This is a genomic window from Mesorhizobium sp. WSM4306 (assembly GCF_007003975.1).
GTDB lineage: Bacteria > Pseudomonadota > Alphaproteobacteria > Rhizobiales > Rhizobiaceae > Mesorhizobium.
The window spans coordinates 40,845-62,372 of record NZ_VFTC01000021.1 but is presented as its reverse complement, the minus strand read 5'-3'; the positions used below and the strand labels follow the sequence as shown (position 1 = coordinate 62,372).

Annotated in this window: 21 protein-coding genes; 14 read left to right on the top strand and 7 right to left on the bottom strand. The window is 62.9% G+C overall.

Annotated elements, in window-relative coordinates:
* Positions 1–66 precede the first annotated feature (66 nt).
* On the top strand, positions 67–1,902 hold the full coding sequence (locus FJV77_RS22505; protein WP_246691347.1) for a type I secretion system permease/ATPase: 1,836 nt from the start codon (positions 67–69) through the stop codon (positions 1,900–1,902).
* Positions 1,903–1,915: 13 nt separating this feature from the next.
* On the top strand, positions 1,916–3,247 hold the full coding sequence (locus FJV77_RS22500) for an HlyD family type I secretion periplasmic adaptor subunit (protein ID WP_142868810.1): 1,332 nt from the start codon (positions 1,916–1,918) through the stop codon (positions 3,245–3,247).
* A gap of 156 nt (positions 3,248–3,403) precedes the next feature.
* Here FJV77_RS22500 and FJV77_RS22495 read toward each other — a convergent pair whose 3' ends face one another.
* On the bottom strand, positions 3,404–4,051 hold the full coding sequence (locus FJV77_RS22495) for a ThuA domain-containing protein (protein WP_142868809.1): 648 nt from the start codon (positions 4,049–4,051) through the stop codon (positions 3,404–3,406).
* Positions 4,052–4,293: 242 nt separating this feature from the next.
* On the opposite strand from FJV77_RS22495, the gene FJV77_RS22490 reads away from it, so the two are divergent.
* Positions 4,294–4,950, top strand: a complete 657-nt coding sequence (locus FJV77_RS22490) for a YjbE family putative metal transport protein (RefSeq protein WP_142868808.1) — start codon at positions 4,294–4,296, stop codon at positions 4,948–4,950.
* An 11-nt stretch (positions 4,951–4,961) separates the two neighbouring features.
* On the opposite strand, the gene FJV77_RS22485 is transcribed toward FJV77_RS22490, so the two are convergent.
* Positions 4,962–6,347 (bottom strand): FAD-binding oxidoreductase, encoded by a 1,386-nt coding sequence (locus FJV77_RS22485; protein ID WP_142868807.1) that lies wholly within the window; start codon positions 6,345–6,347, stop codon positions 4,962–4,964.
* Between the two features lie 225 nt (positions 6,348–6,572).
* On the opposite strand from FJV77_RS22485, the gene FJV77_RS22480 reads away from it, so the two are divergent.
* Positions 6,573–7,592, top strand: a complete 1,020-nt coding sequence (locus tag FJV77_RS22480) for a LacI family DNA-binding transcriptional regulator (protein ID WP_142868806.1) — start codon at positions 6,573–6,575, stop codon at positions 7,590–7,592.
* Between the two features lie 87 nt (positions 7,593–7,679).
* On the opposite strand, the gene FJV77_RS22475 is transcribed toward FJV77_RS22480, so the two are convergent.
* Together FJV77_RS22475 and FJV77_RS22470 are read right to left on the bottom strand one after the other, a co-directional pair.
* On the bottom strand, positions 7,680–8,828 hold the full coding sequence (locus tag FJV77_RS22475; RefSeq protein ID WP_142868805.1) for a Gfo/Idh/MocA family oxidoreductase: 1,149 nt from the start codon (positions 8,826–8,828) through the stop codon (positions 7,680–7,682).
* 298 nt (positions 8,829–9,126) lie between these two features.
* Positions 9,127–9,888, bottom strand: coding sequence for a DeoR/GlpR family DNA-binding transcription regulator (locus FJV77_RS22470; RefSeq protein ID WP_142868804.1), 762 nt, complete (start codon positions 9,886–9,888; stop codon positions 9,127–9,129).
* Positions 9,889–10,050: 162 nt separating this feature from the next.
* Here FJV77_RS22470 and FJV77_RS22465 point away from each other — a divergent pair, with 162 nt between their 5' ends.
* The 9 genes from FJV77_RS22465 (at position 10,051) to FJV77_RS22425 (ending at position 19,028) form a co-directional block, all read left to right on the top strand.
* A complete protein-coding gene (locus tag FJV77_RS22465; protein WP_128300831.1) occupies positions 10,051–10,851 on the top strand; it encodes a class I fructose-bisphosphate aldolase in 801 nt (266 codons plus the stop codon).
* Positions 10,852–10,854: 3 nt separating this feature from the next.
* Positions 10,855–11,805: a PfkB family carbohydrate kinase gene (locus tag FJV77_RS22460; protein WP_142868803.1), complete on the top strand. Its 951-nt coding sequence runs from the start codon at positions 10,855–10,857 to the stop codon at positions 11,803–11,805.
* A gap of 90 nt (positions 11,806–11,895) precedes the next feature.
* On the top strand, positions 11,896–13,041 hold the full coding sequence (locus FJV77_RS22455; RefSeq protein ID WP_142868802.1) for an ABC transporter ATP-binding protein: 1,146 nt from the start codon (positions 11,896–11,898) through the stop codon (positions 13,039–13,041).
* Positions 13,042–13,159: 118 nt separating this feature from the next.
* Entirely contained in the window at positions 13,160–14,407 is a 1,248-nt protein-coding gene (locus tag FJV77_RS22450) for a sugar ABC transporter substrate-binding protein (RefSeq protein WP_142868801.1), read from the top strand.
* A 126-nt stretch (positions 14,408–14,533) separates the two neighbouring features.
* The gene (locus FJV77_RS22445; RefSeq protein WP_142868800.1) at positions 14,534–15,430 is read left to right on the top strand and encodes a sugar ABC transporter permease; all 897 of its coding nucleotides are present in this window, start codon (positions 14,534–14,536) and stop codon (positions 15,428–15,430) included.
* 5 nt (positions 15,431–15,435) lie between these two features.
* On the top strand, positions 15,436–16,278 hold the full coding sequence (locus FJV77_RS22440) for a carbohydrate ABC transporter permease (RefSeq protein WP_142868799.1): 843 nt from the start codon (positions 15,436–15,438) through the stop codon (positions 16,276–16,278).
* A 176-nt stretch (positions 16,279–16,454) separates the two neighbouring features.
* Positions 16,455–17,276, top strand: a complete 822-nt coding sequence (locus tag FJV77_RS22435) for a sugar phosphate isomerase/epimerase (protein WP_142868852.1) — start codon at positions 16,455–16,457, stop codon at positions 17,274–17,276.
* A 4-nt stretch (positions 17,277–17,280) separates the two neighbouring features.
* Positions 17,281–18,006 carry a ribulose-phosphate 3-epimerase gene (locus tag FJV77_RS22430; protein WP_142868798.1) on the top strand — a complete coding sequence of 242 codons (726 nt, stop codon included), beginning with the start codon at positions 17,281–17,283 and terminating at the stop codon, positions 18,004–18,006.
* Positions 18,006–19,028 (top strand): ROK family protein, encoded by a 1,023-nt coding sequence (locus FJV77_RS22425; protein ID WP_142868797.1) that lies wholly within the window; start codon positions 18,006–18,008, stop codon positions 19,026–19,028. The genes FJV77_RS22430 and FJV77_RS22425 overlap by 1 nt, the downstream gene beginning before the upstream one ends.
* A gap of 115 nt (positions 19,029–19,143) precedes the next feature.
* On the opposite strand, the gene FJV77_RS22420 is transcribed toward FJV77_RS22425, so the two are convergent.
* The 3 genes from FJV77_RS22420 to FJV77_RS22410 all read right to left on the bottom strand — a co-directional run bounded on the left by FJV77_RS22420 (position 19,144) and on the right by FJV77_RS22410 (position 20,786).
* Positions 19,144–19,479, bottom strand: a complete 336-nt coding sequence (locus tag FJV77_RS22420; protein ID WP_142868796.1) for a hypothetical protein — start codon at positions 19,477–19,479, stop codon at positions 19,144–19,146.
* A gap of 16 nt (positions 19,480–19,495) precedes the next feature.
* Entirely contained in the window at positions 19,496–19,774 is a 279-nt protein-coding gene (locus FJV77_RS22415) for a hypothetical protein (RefSeq protein WP_142868795.1), read from the bottom strand.
* A 94-nt stretch (positions 19,775–19,868) separates the two neighbouring features.
* Entirely contained in the window at positions 19,869–20,786 is a 918-nt protein-coding gene (locus tag FJV77_RS22410; protein ID WP_142868794.1) for a LysR family transcriptional regulator, read from the bottom strand.
* A 102-nt stretch (positions 20,787–20,888) separates the two neighbouring features.
* On the opposite strand from FJV77_RS22410, the gene FJV77_RS22405 reads away from it, so the two are divergent.
* Positions 20,889–21,527 (top strand): DsbA family protein, encoded by a 639-nt coding sequence (locus FJV77_RS22405; protein WP_142868793.1) that lies wholly within the window; start codon positions 20,889–20,891, stop codon positions 21,525–21,527.
* Position 21,528: the final 1 nt, after the last annotated feature.

Below are 21,528 nucleotides of genomic sequence, written 5' to 3'. Positions count from 1 at the left end.
CGGGGGCAGCTAACGCTGCCCCCTACCGCCACCCGCGATCTCTTGCACGGAGATGTCCGCCAAATGATGAAAACCAAACAACAGCCCCCTGCCCTGCAGGTGGTTATGAAAGAGGCAAAACGCGCCATCCGGCCGCTTATCTGGTTCAGCGGCGGCATCAACGTGCTGATGCTGACCGGGGCGCTTTATATGCTCCAGGTCTACCACCGCGTGTTGTCCAGCCACAGCCTGGAGACGTTGGTGATGCTGTCGCTGATGGCGGCAGGGGCACTTGCGACGATGGCGGGACTGGAGGTGGTGCGCGGCCGTCTTCTGGCCAAAGTCGGATCGTGGATGAACGCGCGGTTGGCACCGGTTCTCCTTACCGCATCGGTGGAATATGCCGCCTCAGCACCCGGTCAGGCCAACTCCCGCCCCTTGCGCGACCTGGATCAAGTCAGGAATTTCTTCACCAGCCCAAGCATCTTCCCGATCCTAGACGCGCCTTGGGCACCGCTGTTTTTCGCCGCCATATTTCTCATGCACCCCTGGCTTGGCTGGTTGGCGCTGTGCGGCGGAATCGTCCTGTTCGCATTGGCGTTGCTCAACGAATACATCACACGCAAACCGTTGACCGAGTCCGCAAGCGCACAGTCGCGGGCCTATGTGCAGGCCGAGGCGGCGATCCGCAACGCCGAGGTCGTCCAGGCGATGGGCATGTTGAAGCCGCTGCTGGAGGGCTGGAAGGCGCAGCAGGACGAGGCAAACAAGGGACAGGTTCTTGCCGCCAACCGTGGCGGCGTCATCGCGGCCATCGCGCGTTGCCACCGATTGGCCCTGCAAATGGCCATACTGGGCCTTGGTGCGTATCTGGTGCTTCGCAACGAGGCTTCGCCCGGCATCATGATCTCCGCCTCGATCCTGATGGGGCGCGCATTGTCCCCGGTCGAGCAGGCGATCGGCACATGGAAGGCGACGGTGGGAGCGCGTGCCGCCTATAAGCGTCTCACCGCGGTCGCCGGAGAGCACCGGGAAGCCACGCCGGTTCTGCCGCTACCCCGCCCGAAAGGCAGGTTCGAGGCGGAGAACCTTGTGCTGGCCCGACAGGGTAGCGAGCACATCCTGAAAGGGATCAGCTTCCAGCTCAGGCCGGGTGAAGCCATGGCGTTGATCGGCCCCAGCGGGGCCGGCAAGACGAGCCTGGCGCGAATACTGGCCGGTGCCTGGCGTCCATCCGGGGGGCGTGCGCTGCTGGACGGCATGGACGTTGCCCAATGGGCGGCGGAGGACCGTGGTCACCATGTCGGTTACTTGCCGCAGGACATCGAACTCTTCGCCGGTACCATCTCCGAAAACATCTGCCGCTTCGCGACACTCAACCCGGCGGTCTTCAACAACGTGGTCAAGGCCGCGCAGTTGGCGGGCGTTCACGAACTTATCAAAGGGCTGCCGAAGGGTTACGCCACCGAGATCGGCGAATCCGGCGCGGTGCTGTCAGGCGGGCAGCGCCAACGCATCGGGTTGGCGCGGGCGCTCTACGGCGACCCGGCGCTCATTATCCTGGACGAGCCCAATTCCAACCTCGACCGCGAGGGTGAGGACGCATTGATTGCCGCCCTCGGCGCTATCAAGGCAGCGGGCACGACCGTTATCCTGATCGCGCACCGAGCGAACATGATGGAGAAGGTCGACAAGATATTGGTCCTCAACCGTGGCCAGCAAGACCTCTTCGGTTCCCGTGACTATGTCTTCAACGAACTCTCCGCGCGCATCCGCCAGGTAACTCAGGTGCCGGCGAGTCCTATGCCGGAAATCTCCGCCGCCGCCGCAGTGGTGGGCGTCGACAACGGGACACCTCCCTCCTCAAAGCGTACGTCGCGTCAGGGCGCAATGAGCACGGCTGTCGTGGCGAACCAGGCATGAAACGAGAACCGATATGAACGTCGTGCCATTACCCCTCCCGCCACCCTCCCTGCTGGAGCCGGTACCCCTGCGTCTTGCGGGCGTGACGTCCACCGGGTTCGCCATCATGTTCCTGTTCTTCGGCGTGGCCGGGGGTTGGGCGGCGCTGGCGCCGTTGGACAGCGCCGCGGTGGCGCCGGGCGTTGTGAAGGTCGCCGGCGATCGCAAGCTCATCCAGCACCTCGAGGGCGGAATCATCGCGGAATTGAACGCCGCCAACGGTGATATCGTCAAGGCCGGCAAGGTTCTGGTTCGGCTCGACACCACGCAGGCAAGGGCGCAGCTTGACCTGATCCAGAACCGGATAGCAACGCGAGAGGCGCTGGCCGCGCGTCTGAGGGCCGAGCGTGACGACAAGGCCGAGATCGCGTTTGATCCGGCGTTGCTCGCAAACCCCGCCACGGCCGCAAAAGACGCGGTGGGCGCGCAGCGTGACGTGTTCGCGGCGAAGCACCATAATTTGAAGGACGAGCGGGAAATTCTCAGCCAGCGCCGCCACCAGACCGAGGAAGAGATAACGGGACTGGAGCAGCTTATCGTCACCAAGGACAAGCAGATCGAGGCGATCGAGGGTGAAACCAAAGACCTCGAGAGCCTGCTCAAGAAGGGGCTGACCACCCGCGAGCGGAACCTGTTGCTCAGGCGACAACAGCAGGAACTCGAGGGCGAGCGCGCTACCAACATCGCCGCAATCGCCCGTGCCAAAAGCGCCATGGCCGAGATCGACATGCAAATCCTGAACCTCGGCACGGTTCGGCTGAACGAGGCCGTCGACGAGTTGAGCAAGGTCGAGGCAGAGTTGTTTGACCTCGGACAGCAGGAGCGTGCCGCCAAGGACGTGCTTACCCGTACCGAGGTCGTCGCACCGGTTGACGGCATCGTCATGGATCTGAAGGTCCACACGGCGGGCGGTGTCGTGAAACCCGGCGAGACATTGATGACAATCGTGCCGCTCGGACAACAACTCGTGGTCGAGGCCATGGTCAAACCAGAGGATGTCGAGACGATCGCCGCCGGACAGCCCGCGCGCGTCAGCTTCCCGGCCTTCGCACGCTACAACCTGCCGCCACTCGACGGCGTCGTGGAGATCGTGTCGGCCGACCGCATGGTGGACGAGCGCAGCGGGGCGCCGTATTTCGCCGCAACCGTGTTGATCGACAGAAACGAACTCGCCAAGCTGGAGGGCCGCAAACTTCTGCCCGGCATGTCGAGCGAGGCGATGATCCGGACAGGTGCTCGCACCGTGCTCGCTTACCTCGCCGAGCCGATCACGCAGAACTTCCGCCGGGCGATGCGGGAAAAATAGCCGCAGGCTGTCCAAGACTTCTTTATCTGACCGGACAAAGACCGCCACCCGGACCAATTCCCCGACCTGCGTCGCCACCCAGGCCACAGGTCCGCCGCCTTGCGCGGACCGAAAGCAATCCGTCCCACTGCGCTCAGCTTGACGACAGGCCCAGAATCAGCCCGCCCGGCTGGCCCACAACGCCCCGCGCTCGAAGATGCTGCGCATTTGCGGCACGGAAAACTCATCCGCCGTGTGGCCAAGCGCGCTGAAGAAGACGCGGCCCTTGCCGTAGCGGCGCTTCCAGACCACGGGCATGACGACGCCGTCTACAAAGTCGAGATGCTCGCCGCCAAACGTCGTCGTCGCCAGCACCTCGTTGCTCGGGTCGACATGCATGTAGTACTGCTCGGAACGGTAGGCGAAGCTATCGATGCCCCTGACGATCGGATCATCGCTGGTGATGTCGACGCGATAGTCGATGATGTCGCCGGGATGGGCGACCCATTGGCCGCCGGTCATGAAGTGATAGTCCGGCTCGTTGCGGAAGCTGTCGCCCATGGTGCCGTGAAAGCCGGCAAGGCCGGTTCCACCTCTGACGGCGGCTACAAGGTTTTGCAGCTCCGGTTTCTCGATCGTCGACATTGTGACCACCGGGACGATCAAATCGATTGCCGAAAGCTGCGAATCGGCAAGCGCTGACGTGCCCTCTTCTATCCGCACCTCGAAGCCATGCCCGGTCAATATCTCGCTGACGACTGCGGCGCTGCGGGCCGGCGTGTGGCCTTCCCAACCGCCCCAGAAAATCAGTGCCGTCTTGCTCATGCTCGTTTCTCCTTTGGTCGGCATTGATAAGCAAGCCGAACTCGTTTGTCTTCCCTTCCATGAGGGGCATTTCTGTCGCGATGCGGCCCATCCGGCAGTGAATTCGGTGGATGAGTAACGATTGGCCGCGCCTGGCGTCTTGTTTCAATGCCGGGCCGCACTCAAATCAGCTGTCTTCGCGTTTGCGCAGACATCGGTCCAATCCGCCGCAACCAGCCGGAGCCTTCCGGGGAGACCGCTTTATGAGTTTCGACCAAACGACTGTCGCCGCCTATCTGGAAGTCATCACCATCAACCTCGTGCTCTCGGGCGACAATGTCGTGGTGATCGGCATGGCGGCCGCCGGCCTGGCCAAAGCGTTGCGCCAGAAGGCGATCGTCGCCGGCATAGCCGCGGCCGCGGTGATCCGCGTCGTCTTTGCCGTGATCGCGGTGCAGCTGCTGGAAATTCCGGGGATCATGCTGGTCGGCGGCATGCTTTTGTTCTGGGTGTGCTGGAACATGTTCCAGGAATTGCGTTCCGCCCGCGGCGATGAAGACAGCGATGCCGACGCCGACCCTGCCGCGACAGCGCTTGCGGCGGTGCGGCCGGCCAAGGCATTGCGCACGGCGATCCTGCAGATCGTGGTCGCCGACGTCTCGATGTCGCTGGACAATGTGCTGGCCGTGGCGGGCGCCGCCGCCCATGACATGAACGCGCTGGTGTTCGGGCTCATCCTGTCGGTGGTTCTGATGGCTGTCGCCTCGACACTGGTGGCGGCGCTGCTTGCCAGATACCGCTGGATCGGCTGGCTCGGCCTGGCGATCATCGTCTATGTCGCCGGCAACATGACGCTGGACGGCGTCGAGCAATTGCGAACGGTCGACTACCACGCACTGCTTTCGCCGGCCGCGAGCTAGCCGCGCAACAATCAGGACATATCGAAGACACGTCCGGGATTGAGGATGTTGTGCGGATCGAAGGCCGCCTTCAGGCGGCGCATGGCTGATATCTCCGCGTCGCTGCGCACGAGGTTCAGCCATTTCTTCTTGTCGAGGCCGATGCCGTGTTCGGCCGAGACGGCGCCACCGCACTCCGCCACGCTGCGATAGATGATCTCGTAGGCGGCGGCCGGTTCAGTGGTGTCGACCTGATAGTGCAGATTGCCGTCGCCGAGATGGCCGAAGACGTAGATCTCGGCGCTGCCGTCCGTCGCGCGGATCGCCGCTTCGGCGTCGCGCAGGAAAGCCGCCATCGTCGACAGCGGAATGGAGATGTCGACGCCGATCAGGCCCTCGATCGCAAACAGGAAGCGGTTGGCCTCTTCGCGCACGTCCCAAAGCGCGCGGAATTCGCGCGGCGATTGCGAGACGACCACGTCGTCGACGATGCCGTCTTCGACGGCCTGCATCAGCACCGAAGCGAAACGCTCGCCGTCCAGCTCGGCCTGGTTGCCCTGGATTTCGACCAGGACATAGACGGGCGCGCCGGCAGGCAGCGGCGCCGGCGCGGCCATGCCGGCTATCATGGCGCCGTAGAGCGGCGAAAAATTCACCTCATAGGCCGAAAGCAAGGGACCGAGCCGCTGCTTGAGCAGCCCGAGCAGCGCGATAGCGGCGTCCAGCGAACCAAGCGCGCAGAAGGCGGCAACCTCGGTGGCGGGCTTCGGATGCAGTCGCAGGCAGGCACGGGTGACCACGCCCAGCGTGCCTTCGCTGCCAATGAACAGCTGGTTGAGATCGTATCCCGAATTGTCCTTGGCCAGGCCGCGCAGCGAGGTCAGGATCGAGCCGTCGGCAAGCACTGCCTCCAGCCCCAGGACCTGAGCGCGGTACATGCCGTAACGCAGCACGCGGATGCCGCCGGCATTGGTGGCTATGTTGCCGCCGACCGTCGCCGTGCCGCGCGCGCCGATGTCGACCCCGAACATCAGGCCGGCCGCATCGGCGGCTTCCTGCACCATTTGCAGCGGCGCGCCGGCTTCTGCGATGATGGTTGCCGCCTGGCGGTCGAGAGCCTCGACCGCGGTCATGCGCTCCAGCGACAGAACCGCTTCGCCCGGCTGCACGCGCGCGGCGCCGGCCAGCCCGGTGCGGCCGCCATGGACGACCAGCTTCTGGCCAAGGCCGCTGCACAGGCGCAGGATTTCGGCGACTTCGCCGGCCCTGCGCGGACGCAAGACCAAATCGGGCCGGCCTCCGCCCTTGCCGGAGAGATCGTCGCCATAGCGCGGATCGACCGCATCGCCGGTGACAACAGCGGCGGCGTCGAGCCGCAACTGAAGCTGGGAGAGAAGCTGATCGATCTGTTGTATCATGGTTCCTGGATATTTCGCTTGTTCGCTGCGGTCCGAGACCTTGATGCGGGACAATTTTCGGGTCAATTGAATAAATTTACGCACGGTATAATTTATCATTGCGCGTTGAAACCACTGAAGTTTCCTGTAAATTTCGTCTTGAAGGTTGCGTGGCGTCGCGCTGGTTACAGGACCCGTGGGCAGCGCGATGACCAAGGTTCTGGCGCCTGCCAGACGAGGGATCGAATGACGAAGCACAAGACGATGGAGGATTTCGCCCGCTCCTGCGGCGTCTCCAGGCCGACGCTGTCGAAATATTTCGACGACCCGACCAGCGTCAAGCCGGCGACGCGCAAGCGGATCGAGGAGGCGCTGCGCTCATCCGATTACCAGCCCAATCTGTTTGCCCGCAACCTCAACCGCAAGCGTACCCGCAGCATCGGCATCGTCGTGCCGACGGTGGCCGATCCCTTTTATTCCGAAATGGTCAGCCGCATCGAGCTCGGGCTGCGCGACGAGGGCTACTGGCCCATCGTCATTTCCTCGCACGGTTCGCGCGAGCTCGAAGTCGAGGCGACGCGCACCATCCTGTCGCTGAAAGTCTCAGGCGCGCTGATCGCGCCGCTTGGCTTGCGCTCGGACCGCCGCGCGCTGGAGAAGCTGACGCAGACAATGCCGGTCGTCTATTTCGACACCTATCTCGAAGGCGGCGCACCCTTCGTCGGCAACAACAACGCCCAGAGTGTCTCGACCATCGTCGACTATCTCTGCCGCTCCGGCGACGCGCCGATCTATTTCGATATCCCGCACGTCAACCACAATTCGCCGGAGCGACTGAACAGCTATATCGGGGCCATGCAGCGGCTGGGCCACGAGCCGGTCGTCATCGGCAACACAAGCGACTATACATGGGATTTCGAGCGCATCGGCTACGAGCAGATGGAACAGATGCTTGGGGCTGGCGGCCTGCCGGGCAAGACCATACTGTGCGCCAATGACCGCCTGGCCTTTGGCGTCATGGCGGCAGCCTTCGCGCAAGGCAAGAAGGTCGGCCGCAAGGCGGACTGCGACCTGCGCGTCGCCGCCCATGACGACCATCCGCTGAGCCGTTACACCTGCCCCGCTCTGACCACCATCGCGCAGGATTTTGCCGCCATGGCGGGGCGCAGTGTCGAGACACTGCTCGCTTTGCTCAACGAGGACATAGCGAGCGTCGCACCGAAGGTCAGCCTCGACGCCGCCCTTGTGATGCGTCAGTCGGCCTGAACACTTCCAACGGCGGGGTCGAAGCCGCGCCATGCGGTGATCGCGATGATGGCGTCAGCGGCGATGTCGTCACGGACGAACCTTCTATCAGGCAAGCAGGTTTGCCGCTTCGTCCTCGCCAAGCAGCGGCGGCTGATCGACCGTGCCATTGACGGCAACGGAGCCACGGCTTTCTCCCGAAGCCAGGATCGCCTCCATGATCTCCAGCACATGCAATGCGAGTTCGCCCGAGGCGCGCGGCTTTCTTCCCGCGCTCAGCGCGCGCGCCAGATCGGCGACGCCGAGCATGCGGTAATTGGCGCGGTCGGGCGCGGCATAGGGCCAGTTGCGGGCGCCGTAGAGTTCGCTTTCGCTGGCGAAGTCGGCCCAGTCGGCGCCGCGCGCCGACAACGAGACGGTGCCGCCGAACGTGTCGGGATCAGGCAGCCTGAGCGAACCTTCGGTGCCGTGCAATTCGATCGGATGGTTGGAGTGTTTGAACACATCCCAGGAGGCGCCGAAGGTGACGGTGGCGCCGGAGCGGAATTCGAGCAGCGACAATATGTTGGTCGGCGTGCCAACGTTGAACTTGGTGTTCTTGAACGGACCCTCGGCAGTGATCAGCCGCTCCTCCTGGCCGCGCGTCGCCATCGCCATGACGCGGGCGACCGGGCCGAGCAGATTGACCAGCATGGTCAGGTAGTAGGGCCCCATGTCGAACACCGGGCCGCCGCCCGGCTGATAATAGAATTGCGGATTGGGATGCCAGTGCTCCATGCCGCGTCCCATCATGAAGGCGGTGCCGGTCACCGGCTTGCCGATGGCGCCCTCGTCCATCAGGCGGCGGGCGCGGCGTCCGGCGGCGCCCAGGAATGTGTCCGGCGCCGAGCCGATCAGCAGGCCGCGCTGCACCGCCTCGGCGACAAGACGGCGGCCGTCCGCGGCCGAGGTCGCCAGCGGCTTTTCGGTGAAGACATGCTTGCCCGCTGAAAGTGCTGAAAACGAAATGTCGAAATGCGCTGCCGGGATGGTCAGGTTCAGCACCAGGTCGATGTCGGGGTCGGCGAGCAGCGCGTCGACGCCGAGCGCGCGGATGCCATATTCCCTGGCGCGGAGCTCAGCCATGTCAGGCGAAATGTCGGCGCAGGCGCGCAGCTCGACGCCGCCGAAGAGCGCTGCATTGCGCAGATAGGTCATCGAAATGTTACCGCAGCCGATGATGCCGATACCGAGCTTTGTCTTTGATTTCGCGTGCATTTTAGATCGTACCTCCCAACGCGGTCATGGCTTGGCCGTACTTACGTCAGCAACGGACCATAGTCGAAAACCGCTGTGCAACATTTTAAATCTTGACGCGCGTAAAATTTTTATAGAGCTTATGAAAACGCTGGCGCGAGATCGGGAGGCTGCCGGCTCTACCATCCAAGAGATGGAGCATGATCATGCTCCGGGAGGAGAAGATGACAGAAAAGAAAAAACGGCGGGGCGCCGACGCGAATCCCGTGGGTCATGCGCGCGTTCGATCTCTGCCGCGCGGCCAAAGATCGCGACGGGTTCAGGCATAGATCACCTTGGCCACGGTCCTGTCGAGCTGGCTGCGTATCGGGCCGGACAGGCCATCGTCGGTGATCACCACATCGACGCTCGACAGCGAAAATGCCTTGGAGGTTCCGCTGACGCCCCATTTGCTCGAATCGGCGAGGAGGACAACGCGCCGTGCCATGCGCACGAGGTTTCGTTTCGTTCGCGCCATGTCTTCGTTCACGTCGACCACATCCAGTGAGGAGTCGATCGCATGCGCTCCAACGAAGACCTGATGCGCCACCAAGCCGCCGAGAGCCGTGTCGGCATCGGTGATCAGCGTGCTCACCGTGTCTGGATAGACCCGGCCTCCGATCATGTGAACGTCGAGCCCGGGCCGATGCATCAGGTGCTGCACGATATTCATAGCCGTGGCCGCGACCACGACATTGCTGAGCGGCGGTAACTGCATGGCAACCTGCATCAAGGTCGAGCCGCCGTCGAAGATGACCGATTGGTTGTCCTCGAACAGATCTGCGGCTGCCCGGGCGATGCGCTTCTTCGCATCGAGGTTAGTTTGCATTCGCCGGGCGAACGCGGCCGTGGTTGAATCCGTGGTCCGGGTCACCGCCCCGCCCCGGGTCTTGGTCAGCAGTCCCTTGCGGTCCAGTATCTCGAGGTCGGTGCGCACAGTGACTTCCGACACGCCAAAACCGTCTGACAGGTCCTTTGTGCGAACCTGTCCGCTGCGTAGCACCTCACCCAGAATCGATTGGCGTCTCTGCTCCGACAACATTGCCCTGTCCTTGCCTCCATGTGCCAGGCGGTCGCCCCGGCCTTCGGCTCACTCTATCAAAAATACGCAAATTCGAAAGCTTTCGAAAGATTGCTTTTGTGATTTCTTTCGCAAACACTGGTTTGGGATTTTGAAATCAACCGATTGGAGAATTTTGCAGTCATGAGCCTCGGAACCAAGGTGCGCCTTGCGCGCCTCTTTTCACATCCATCGGGGAATCTTTTTGGCGGCGCGGTCGACCACTTCGTTGGCTATGGCGACGTGCGCAAAGGCGGTCTTGCCGACCTGCCGGGTGCGCTTGCGCGCGTCATGGTTGGCAAACCCGACTATGTCAGCATCCAGCCCGGCACCGCGCGCCATCTGTGGCCGCAATACGCAGGCAAGGCTTCCCTGGTGATCCAGGCCGGCTGCTTCACTCCGGACGATCGCATCAGTGAGCTGATTGCAACGCCGGAGGATGCGGTGCGCGCTGGCGCCGATGCGTTGGCCGTGGCCATTCCGGTGCGCGGCGCGACCGAGGGCAAATACATACGCTGGCTGACCGATTCTGTGAATGCAGCGGCCCGCTACGGCATGCCGGTGGTGGCGCATATCTACCCTCGCGATTTCACCGACGGGGCAAAGATCGTCTTCACCCCCGACGAGATCGCCTATGCGGCGCGCATCGGCTATGAGTCCGGCGTCGACGTGATCAAGATCGGTTACACGGGCGATTTCGAATCGTTCCGAGAGACCGTCCGGACTTGCCCGGTGCCGGTTGTGATCGCGGGTGGTCCAAAGACCGATACGCTGCTCGGCGCGCTTCAGCAGACGGCGGACGCCATCCGTGCCGGCGCGCGCGGTGCCGTGGTGGGCCGTAATCTCTGGGGGCATGGCGATCCGGAGAAGGCAGCGCTTGCCTTTCGCGGCGTCATCCATGACGGCCTTTCGGCGCAGGACGCGCTGGCGAAGGCGGGTGCCTGAACGATGCCCACCGTCCCTTCAATCCTCGGCTTCGGCGCTATCGCGATCGACGACATCGTCTATGTCGATCAGCCGTTGTCGGCAGGCAAGGGGAAGGTTCTGCAAAGTGCCCGCGCTTTCGGGGGAAATGTCGCGACGGCCCTTGCCGCCGTCGCGCGGCTCGGCGGAAGCGCCGGGTTCGTCGGATGGCTGGGCAGTGCCGCCGACGATCCCGTACTGTGCGATCTCGTTGCGAGCGGCGTTGAAACCGCATTCGCGCCGCGCCATCCCGACGCGCGCCCGGTGCACTCGCGGATCACCGTCGGTTCGGATGGGGATCGGTTTATCGCGTATGACGACGAAGCGATGCTGGGCACCGCGCCGGACTTTCCGGACGATATCCTCAGCCGCGCGACGGTCCTGATCGTCGACAGCTATGCGATCCGGTCGCTGGATGTCGTGGCTCGGGCTCGCGAGCTCGGCCTCGCGATTCTAGGCGATATCGAATGGAGCAGCGGCCCAGCGACGGAGAGGCTGATCGCGCTCTGCGATCATCTCATTCTTCCCCTCGGCTTTGCGCGGACCGCCACGGGCCGCCAATCGCCGGCCGAGATACTCGATGCATTGTGGTTGCCGTCGCGGTCCGCCGTGGTTCTGACGGATGGCGGCAGGGGGGTCTACTATCGCGGCCGCGACGAGACGGGGCTCTGGCACTTGCCTCCGCACCGAGTTGCCGTCGTCGACTCGACCGGCGCCGGTGACTGCTTTCATGGCGCCTATGCCCATGCGTTGACGCGCGGAGCCGACACCGCAGGCCGGGTGGCATTCGCGGCCGCGGCGGCGGCCCTTTCGATAACGGGGCGTGGCGGGCGCGAGGCGCTTCCGACCGACGACCAGGTCAGGGAACTCCTAGCATCGACGACCGCGCCGTCAGCAGTCGAACTGAAATATGCGCAACTCGATACCGGAACATAGCCAGAACTATCCGAAGATATATTTCGCAGGTGAACATAAGCCGAGGACAATCATTAAAAATCAGTGGCTTAGACTTGTGGAGGGAGGAATATGGCAGAAGTCGTTCTTGAGAATATCTGCAAGACATACGGGAACAATTTTCACGCAATCGACCAATTGAACCTGTCGGTCGAGGACGGCGAGTTCTTGATTCTCGTCGGTCCGTCCGGCTGCGGCAAATCCACAGCGTTGCGGATGATCGCGGGACTGGAGGACATCACCAGCGGCAGCCTTCGGATCGGCGGAGTGGACGTCGTCGACATGCCGCCCAAGGACCGCGACATCGCGATGGTCTTCCAGAGCTACGCCCTCTACCCGCATATGACGGTGTCCGAAAACATCGCCTTTTCGATGCGGCTGGCAGGCAAGCCGAAGGCCGAGCGCAAGAAGCGCGTCGACGAGATCGCCAAGACCCTTCAGCTGACGTCTTTGCTGGACAGCAAACCCGCCAACCTTTCCGGCGGACAGCGCCAAAGGGTTGCCATGGGCCGCGCCATGGTGCGCGAGCCGGCCGCCTTTCTCATGGACGAACCCCTTTCCAATCTGGACGCGAAACTGCGTGTGCAAATGCGCGCCGAAATCACCAGCCTGCAAAAGCAGCTCGGCGTCACGACCATTTACGTGACCCACGACCAAATCGAAGCGATGACGATGGGCGACAGGGTCGCGGTGTTGAAAGGCGGCGTGCTGCAGCAGGTCGACACACCCAAGAGGCTCTATGAATCGCCGGTGAACGCCTTCGTTGCCGGCTTTATCGGTTCTCCCTCGATGAACCTTTTCGAGGCGACCATGACGGGCGCCGAACTGATGTCCGGCGCCTTTGCCATTCGGCTGCAGGATGCAGCCTTCGTGCGCAGGCCAGGTTTGAAATCGTATGCGGGGCGCAAGGTCGTGTTCGGGATACGACCGGAGGATCTCTATGACAGCAGCCTCGAATCCGGCCGCAAGTATCAGACGATACCGGCAAAGGTGACCTCGATCGAAGAACTCGGGTCGGAACACATCGTCCATCTGAACATCGACGCGGTCCGGGTGGACTCCGGCGACCCCGACGCGGTGCAGGATTTCGGCCTGACGTCGAATGCGGTGGCGAGATTCGAACCGGACAGCGCAGTCCGCTCCGGTTCGGCAATCCGGTTGGCCCTGGATGATACCAAGCTCCATTTCTTCGATCCCGAGACGCACCTGGCGATCTGAAGATCTGTGGCAGAGCGCAGGCGAGGGTGAGGCGCCTGCGAAGTACTCGTAAGAAGACTTCTGAATGAAGCAGACGATCGGCTGCATTGTGCGGTCGATCTTAAAGAAGGAGGAGAAAATGATGTTTCGGATACAACCCGCGATGCTGAAAATAGCCGCGGCCGCATGGTTGCTTGGCGCAACCGGCGCCATGGCGGATACGACGCTGGAGTTCACCCAATGGTGGGAGCCCGAATTGCCGGCCGGATCGCTCAGGGCAATCATGGATGACTTCGAGGCCGCAAACCCCGGCATCAAGGTGACGCTGGTCAGCGGCCCCTATGCGACCACGCGAGACCAGATCTCGGTTGGCGCCGCAACGGGAACGCTCAGCGACGTCGTCGGTCTCGACGGCGCGTGGGTGAACAATCTGAACGCGCAAGGTGCGCTGGCAGACATGAACCCGATGATGGATGCGAGCAAGTTCGATAAGACCCAGGTCGCCGATATCATCAAGGTGGACGGCAAGGCGGTGATGTTTCCCGTGGCTTCCTTCGTCTACCCGGTGTTCGTCAATTTGGACCTCGCCGCCCAGGCAGGCGTAACCAAGCTGCCGTCGACCCGTGCGGAGTTTCTCGAAGCCGCCAAGAAGATGACTCACGCCGACAAGAACCAGTATGGCTGGGTGCTGCCCCTGTCGCTGCAAACGCCATCCGGCGTCCAGAACGACATGATGTCGTGGGTCTGGGCTTCAGGTCAGTCGATGATGGCGAACGGCAAGCCCGACCTCGAGGGCAAGCCGGTGGTGGATATGCTCACCTTCGTCAAATCGCTTAACGACGCCGGCACCGTCTCGCCCGGCATCGCCACCAAGACCGAACAGGAAAAGGTCGAGGAATTCGTCAACGACCGCGTCGGGATGATGATCGACTCGCTCGCGCATGTGAACCTCATCCGCAAGCGCAATCCCAAGCTGAACTTCGACCTCATCCCGGTCCCGGTCGTGGAAAACTATACCGGCAAGCGCGGCCTTCCCTACGCCTCCTGGGGCATCGGCATCTCTGCTGCATCGAAACATCAGGAAGAGGCCTGGAAACTCGTCCAGTATCTGATGAGTGAAAAGGTAAATGCCAAGTTGGTGTCGCTTGCAAACGCCTTCCCGGGCAACGTCAACGCCAAGCCCGATTTCGTGACCTCGGACAAGGCGTTCGGCAAGGCTTTCGAAATCTTCAAGACCGGTTATCTCGCCAATGAGTTCACGGGCCTGCCGGTGGCTGAAGACCTGATGACCCAGTTCGACGTGCAAGCCCAGAAGATGCTCGCCGGCGAGCAGTCTCCGGAACAAGCAGCAGCAGCCGCTCAGAAGGGCTGGATGGCGAAATTCTGATCGGCCTGCTCTTCGACCGGGTGGCCCGACTTTGGCCAGGCCACCCGGCAACAACGAATTGGCAATTTGAGATGGACCTGTTTTTGAAGCTTACCTTCTCTTGAAGGCGTATCCCAAGGTTGGCACATGACCCGACAAAAGCGCTCCCACCACAAGCTGAAACGAGCGGTCGCACCCTACCTCTATCTGTCGCCCTCGCTCCTGATCATCGGCCTGCTGATGCTGCTGCCGATGGTGACGGTGATTGCCTACTCGTTCCAGAACAGCGCGGTGCTGCGTCGTGACCCGTCCTTTGCCGGATTGAAACACTATCAGGCGATCTTTGACGATCCGGTGTTCTGGGCCTCGCTGTGGCACACGCTCTACTTCACGTGCATGAGCGTCATTTTCCACATGACCATCGGCATGGTCTTCGCGCTCATGCTGAACAGCGACCGCATCAATCCGACGCTGCGCAGTGTCCTGCGCGTGCTCTACATCCTGCCCTGGTTGTTCACCGCGGTGATCATCGCCGTGATCTGGCGCCTCCTGCTTGAGCCGAACGGCGTCGTGAACAGCATGCTCATGCAAATCGGCATCATCGGCTCCAAGGTCGAGTGGTTTTCCTCGCCCCAGACCGCGCTGCACGCGGTCACCTTCGCCAATATCTGGGCGGGCTATCCACTGTTCATGGTCAGCCTGCTCGCAGGCCTGCAAGGCATTCCCAAGGATTTCTACGAGGCCGCCGATATCGATGGGGCAAAAGCCTACCAGAAGCTGATTTTCATCACCATCCCGCAGCTGATGCCGATCATCATCAGCATCTCGCTGCTCGACTTCATCTGGACCATGCAGGTCTTCCCGTTGATCTGGATAACCACGGGCGGCGGTCCGATCTACTCGACCGAGGTCCTCAGCACCTACACCTACAAGCTGGCGTTTTCGAGCTACAACCTGTCACAGGCGTCGGCAAGCGCCGTGGTCATCCTGCTGATCTCGCTTGGCCTGACGTTGTTCTATATCCGTTATCAGAAGGCTCGGTAGTCACCATGAGGAAGCGAAACTCTGGCAAAGACAGGCTGATCACCGTCGCATTGCATGTTGCGCTTGCGGCAGGGCTGTTCTTCGCGGCCTTCCCGATCTACTGGATGCTCAGCAGCTCGTTCAAATCGAACACCGAAATCTTTGCCCTGCCGCCAACCATCCTGCCGAAGGCCTTCACGCTGGAGGCGTACGCAGCCATCCTTGGCGACCCGGTAAAGCTGCGCTTCTTCTTCAACAGCTACTTCTTGGCAGGAACGGTGACCGTGCTGACGGTGCTGATCGCCTTGCTGGCTGCCTATGGGTTCAGCCGCTTCAACTTCCGCGGCAAGGGCAGCCTGAACACGCTCATCATCAGCACGCAGACGATCCCGCCGATCACACTTTTGATCCCGTTCTTCGGGCTTGTCGTCTCATATGGCATCTTCGACACCTACGTCGCACTGATCCTGACTTACCTGGTGTTTACACTGCCCTACGCGATCCTTCTGATGACGGGATATCTGAACACGTTGCCCCGCGATCTCGATGAAGCGGTGGCTGTCGACGGCGGCACCAGCTGGACAGCGCTTTGGCGGGTGATCGTCCCGATTTCACTGCCTGGTATCGTGGCGACATCGGTCTACACCTTCCTGTTGTGCTGGAACGAATTTCTCTTTGCCCTGACGCTGACGAAGTCAACCTCCATGCGCACCGTCCCGATCGGCATCCAATTGCTGATGGGGCAGCACGCCTTCGAATGGAACCAGATGATGGCGATGAGCGTGCTTGGCTCGCTACCGCTCCTGGTCATCTACCTCGTTGCCCAGCGATACTTCCTCGCCGGTATGACCGCGGGCTCGGTCAAGTAAGATGTCGGTCCCAAGGAGAACTGATCCGCGTGTTGCAATTGATTGGACCCTATCTGCTCGCCGGCGATATCGCCGCGGCCTGGGCCGTCATCCCTTACGCCGTGCTCATGCTGTTCCTCCAGCGCCACATCACCGCGGGCGGCATCGAGGAAAAGGCGGAATCAAGGAATGAAAGAATGAACGTGAAAGACCTCAAAGTGGGCTGCCAGACCTTCACTTGGGAAATGCTGGGAGACCGGTTCACCGGCGGTCCCGCCGATCTCCTGAAGGCGATCGGCGATGGCGGCTATGCCGGCATCGAGATCACCGACACGATGATCGGCCACTACGGCAATCGGCCGGCGGAATTCGCCGCTGCGTTGAAGGCGGCGGGGCTGACGCTGGTGTCCTTTGCCTTTGGCTCGAAGGGCGGCTTCACGCTGCAAGACCAGATTGGCACGGACCTTGAGACCGCCAAACGCTGGATCGATTTCGCAGCAGCCTTTCCGGGCGCGCTGGTGTCGATGGGCTCGGCCACCGTCGTCTCCGACGGTCCGCGCGCTGACAAGTTCGCCATCGCTGCCGAGGTCTACAACAAGGCCGGCGACCTCGGGCGCAAGGCTGGCGTCCAGGTTGCGGTGCATCCGAGTTCGCATCACAACACGCTGCTGTTCGACCGCGCCGACTACGATCGCATCTTCGGGCTGATCGACGCCTCGCTGGTCGGCTGGGTGCCGGACACCGGCCACATATTGCGCGGCCATCAGGACATGGCCGATACGCTCACCACCTATCGCGATCGCATCCGCTACGTGCACCTGAAGGATGTCGATGCCGGCGGCAGCTGGGCGATGCTCGGCAAGGGCGTCTGCGACACGGGCAAGGTCATCGAGATCGCCAGCGCTGCTCCCAATTTCAACGGTTGGCTGGTGCTGGAGGAAGAATCCGAAACCGCCGCCGCCGATCCTGCCGGCGCGGTCAAGACCAACCGCCAGACCATGCGCGGCTACGGAGCCTGAGACGATGACAACGAGCAAGTCCCTGTCCGGCCCCGCCGCAATCGCCGCTCTGCCGCGCAACCGTCTGATCGGTGAGTTTTCGCTGTGGTCGGCCGACCTCGCAAATATGGAGCGCGACCTCAAGCGCATCGAAGCCCATGCCGACATGCACCATATCGATGTCGCCGACGCCCGCTTCACCCCGGGCTTCCTGTTCTTCCCGGACCTGGTGGCGCGCATCGCAAAGCTGACGGCGAAGCCTATCCACGTGCATCTGATGGTCGAGGCCGAGATCGTCGAGACACAGACGCGGCAGTTCATCGAGGCCGGCGCCGACCTGATCAGCGTGCATGCCGAAAATGGCGAAGCCGGTCTGCGCGCCGTGAGGCTGGCGCATGAACTCGGCGCCGAAGCCGGTGTCGTGCTGCGGCTGGAAACGCCAGTGGCGGCTGTCACGCCGTTCCTGCCGGAGGTGGCGTTCGTGACGCTGCTCGGCACCTCAATCGGCGTCAAGGGCCAGAGCCTGTCGGTACAAGCCTGCCCCCGCCTGGTCGAGGCGCGCGCGCTAATGCGCAAAGCCGGCCGCGAGGCTGAGATCGTGCTCGCCGCCGATGGTGGCATCCGCCACGACACGGTGCCGCTGCTGCGCGCCGCCGGCGCGGAGACCGTGGTGCTGGGCTCGCTCGCCTTCGGCGATCCCGACCTTGCCCAACGTATGGCCTGGCTGCACGGGCTGGAGATCGCCGCCTGATGAGCAAGCTTGCACTCGCCTTCGATCTCGGCGGCACGGCGCTGCGCGGCGCCGTGGTCGAAAGCGACGGCCGTATCGTCGCGCATGCCTCGGCGCCGACGCTTGCCGGTGCAGGATCGGAAGCGGTGATCGGCCAGATCATTGCGCTCGCCGGCGATCTCATGGCGCAAAGTCCGCAAGCTAAAATTGCCGGCATCGGCGTTGGCGCGCCTGGGCCGCTCGACCCCAAGGCGGGGATCGTGATTGCGCCGCCGACGCTGGCCGGCTGGCACGACGTACCGCTGATCGACATTCTGGGGCAGCATTTCGGCCTGCCGGTGCGGCTGGAGAACGACGCCAATGCGGCAGCGCTCGGCGAATGGCGCTTCGGCGCCGGACGCGGCAGCGGATCGCTGGTGTTCGTCACCGTGTCGACCGGCATTGGCGGCGGCGTCGTCGCCGACGGCCACATCTATCACGGCAGGCGCGGGTTGGCGGCCGAGATCGGCCACATGACCATCACCGGCGAAGGCGACCGCTGCTTTTGCGGCGCCATCGGCTGCTTCGAGGCCGTTGCTTCGGGAACCGCGCTCGGACGCCACGCCACGCGGATGACCGCGCCGGGCGACGGTTCATTGCTGCGGCGGCTTTCCGCCGACGGCGACGTCTCGGCCAGGCATGTTGTCGAGGCAGCCCAGGCCGGCGACGCCGACGCTCTCGAGCTGATCGAGGCGGAAGCCAAATGGCTGGGCATAGGCTTCACCAATCTCTTGCATCTCTATTCGCCCGATCTGATCGTGATGGGCGGCGGCTTGTCCAACGGCTTCGACCTGTTGGCGCCGTCGATCGCGGCGGTCGTCCAGCAACGGGCGATGCCGGCCTACCGCGACGTGCCGATCGTGCGCGCCGAACTCGGCGACCGTGCCGGGCTGATCGGCGCCGCCAGCCTGATCCTGTGGGAAGGCGAACCGGGTTTGCCACTGGCGATGGCGCAGGACGACAGCGGCGCGGCCGCCGATGCCAAGGAGGCAAGCCATGGCTGACCTCAAACTGCGCGGCGCGCGCAAATCCTACGGCACCGGCCTGTTACCGACGCTGGTCAGCGGTCCGTATTTTCTCTTCCTGATGCGCCGGCGCGGATGACACTTCGCCTCCTATTCACCGCCCATTCCAGCTGGCATATTTCCAGACCATCTGCCGCTTGTCTTCCGACAACCCAACAAGGAGATTCTCGTCCAGATATCCTTGCCGGATGAGACCGGCGAAGACCTCTATAAGCTGCGAATAGCGATAGTCGAACAGCTGGTCGATCTTCCGTCTCTGCTGCCGGAGGAAATCTTCAACGTCCCACATCTCGGAAGGCGTCGCAGCAGCGTGAGCCTTGCTTTTGAGGTCGGCCATCGTCTTGTCGAGCGCCACCTTCAGCGCCGCGTCGTAGGCATTGCGAGCAACTTTCTTTTCGGACGGAGACCATTTCTGATCGGCGAAAGTCATCGAAATCCCTGCCAGCCTATTTCCCGCACCAGTGATCGTTGACCTTGTTCATCGCATTCGCGTCCGGCCCGATCCGGTTATAGGAGCAGGCGCCGGCGGCCGTGGTGACCAGCATCTTGTCATAGTAGCGCGGGCCGCCGAACAGCATGTAGAGGAGGTCGCGATCTGCGGGAACATAGCGTTCGGGTTCCGGGTGCTGCCGATGACGATGCTTGTCCTTGGCGATGGCCGCGCTGGACAGGCTGCAGCCCACCGCGAGGACGAGCGCGCAGGTCGCAAGGATCTTGGTGGTCATCGGCAACACCCTTCTGACGGTTCGGAATCGCAGCATATCCAAAAGCGCCGGTCGAACAAAGGTTCCCTCGCGGCATTGCCGGCTGGCGTGAAAATCAGCCCGCAACAGCATTCCGCGCCCGCCGCCTTTCGGCAGCAACGAGCAGGTCGACGAAGGCGCGCACCTTGGCTGGCCTGAAGCGCGCCGGCGGAAAGACGGCATGGATGCCGCCGGACGGCAAGGTCCAGTCCGCGAACATCCGCACCAGCCGCCCCCGGGCGAGATCGTCGGCGACGCTGTAATCCGGGAAGATGCCGAGGCCGATGCCAGCGAGCACGCAGGACAGCACGCCCGGCGTCTTGTCGCAGCTGACGACCGGATTGAGTTCGGCCAGCACCGTTTCCGGTTCCTTCGAAAACAGCCATTGACCGACGCCGCGCAGCTGGGCGTTGCCGACCCAGGGCAGCAACTTCGCCTGCCTGGGGCTGGCATCCTCCGGCAGCCTGGCGGCAAGCTCCGGGCTGGCGACGACGAATTGCTGCAGGCTGCCCAGACGCCGCGCCAGATTGCTGGAATCGGCCAGCCAGCCGACGCGGATGCCAAGGTCGATCTGCTCGTCGACCAGATTGCTGACGGCATCGTCGAAGATCGTTTCGACCCGCATCTTCGGATATTTCTTGAGATAGGCGGCGATTGTTGGCGCCACCACCTTCTCGCCGTAGTCGAGCGGCGCTGTCAGCCGCAGCATCCCGGTTGGCTTCATGGCGCTCTGCGAGATGTCGCCATAGGCGGCTTCGGCCTCGCGCAGGATGATGGCCGCCCGATCGTAGAACAGGCGCCCTTCCTCCGTCAGCGTCACGCGCCTTGTCGTGCGGCGGAGCAGCGTCGCGGCCAGTTCCTGTTCCAGCCTGCCGACCTGATGACTGACCACTGCCTTGGCGACATCGAGCCGGTCGGCGGCGGCTGTGAAGGAGCCGGTCTCGACCACGGTGGTGAAGTAGACGAGCCGGTTGAGGTTCAGAAGCTCGGTCACAGCTCACTCATTGTCCGATCTGATCAGACAGTTTGTATGATTGATCGCTATTTTTCGCAAGCAGGCGACCTGCGATCTATTTCCCAATGAAATGAGGCACACATGACCGACGCAACCGTGACCTATCTTTTCGACCCGCTCTGTGGCTGGTGCTACGGCGCCACGCCGATGCTGGACAGACTGGCCAACAGCGGCATCGCGCTTGAGCTTGTGCCGGCCGGCCTGTTTTCCGGTGGCGGTGCGCGGCCGCTGGATACCGACTTTGCCGCTTATGCCTGGGACAACGACCAGCGCATCGCGCGGCTGAGCGGGCAGCGCTTCACGCAAGCCTATCTCGACAAGGTGCTGAATATGAGCGGCACCTTGCTCGATTCCAGCGCCGCGACGCTTGGCATCGTTGCGGCCGGCCTCGACCAGCAAGACCGCCGGCTGCCCGCCTTGAAGGCGATACAGCACGCCCGCTATGTCGATGGCCGCGATATCGTCACGGTCGAAGGCGTCGCCGCGGTGCTGACCGACGCCGGAATGGCGGACGCAGCCGCGCTGCTGAAGACGCCGACCGATGCGCTGATGACAGCACATCGCGACCTCGTCGGCCGCGGCCGCTCGCTGTTCCAGCGGCTCCACGCCAATGGCGTTCCGGCGCTCGTGGTGATCGGCAAGGCGACGCCACGCCTGGTCGGCGCCAACGCGCTGTTCGGCAGCTACGACAATCTCGTCGCCCACATCGAGGCGGCGTGAT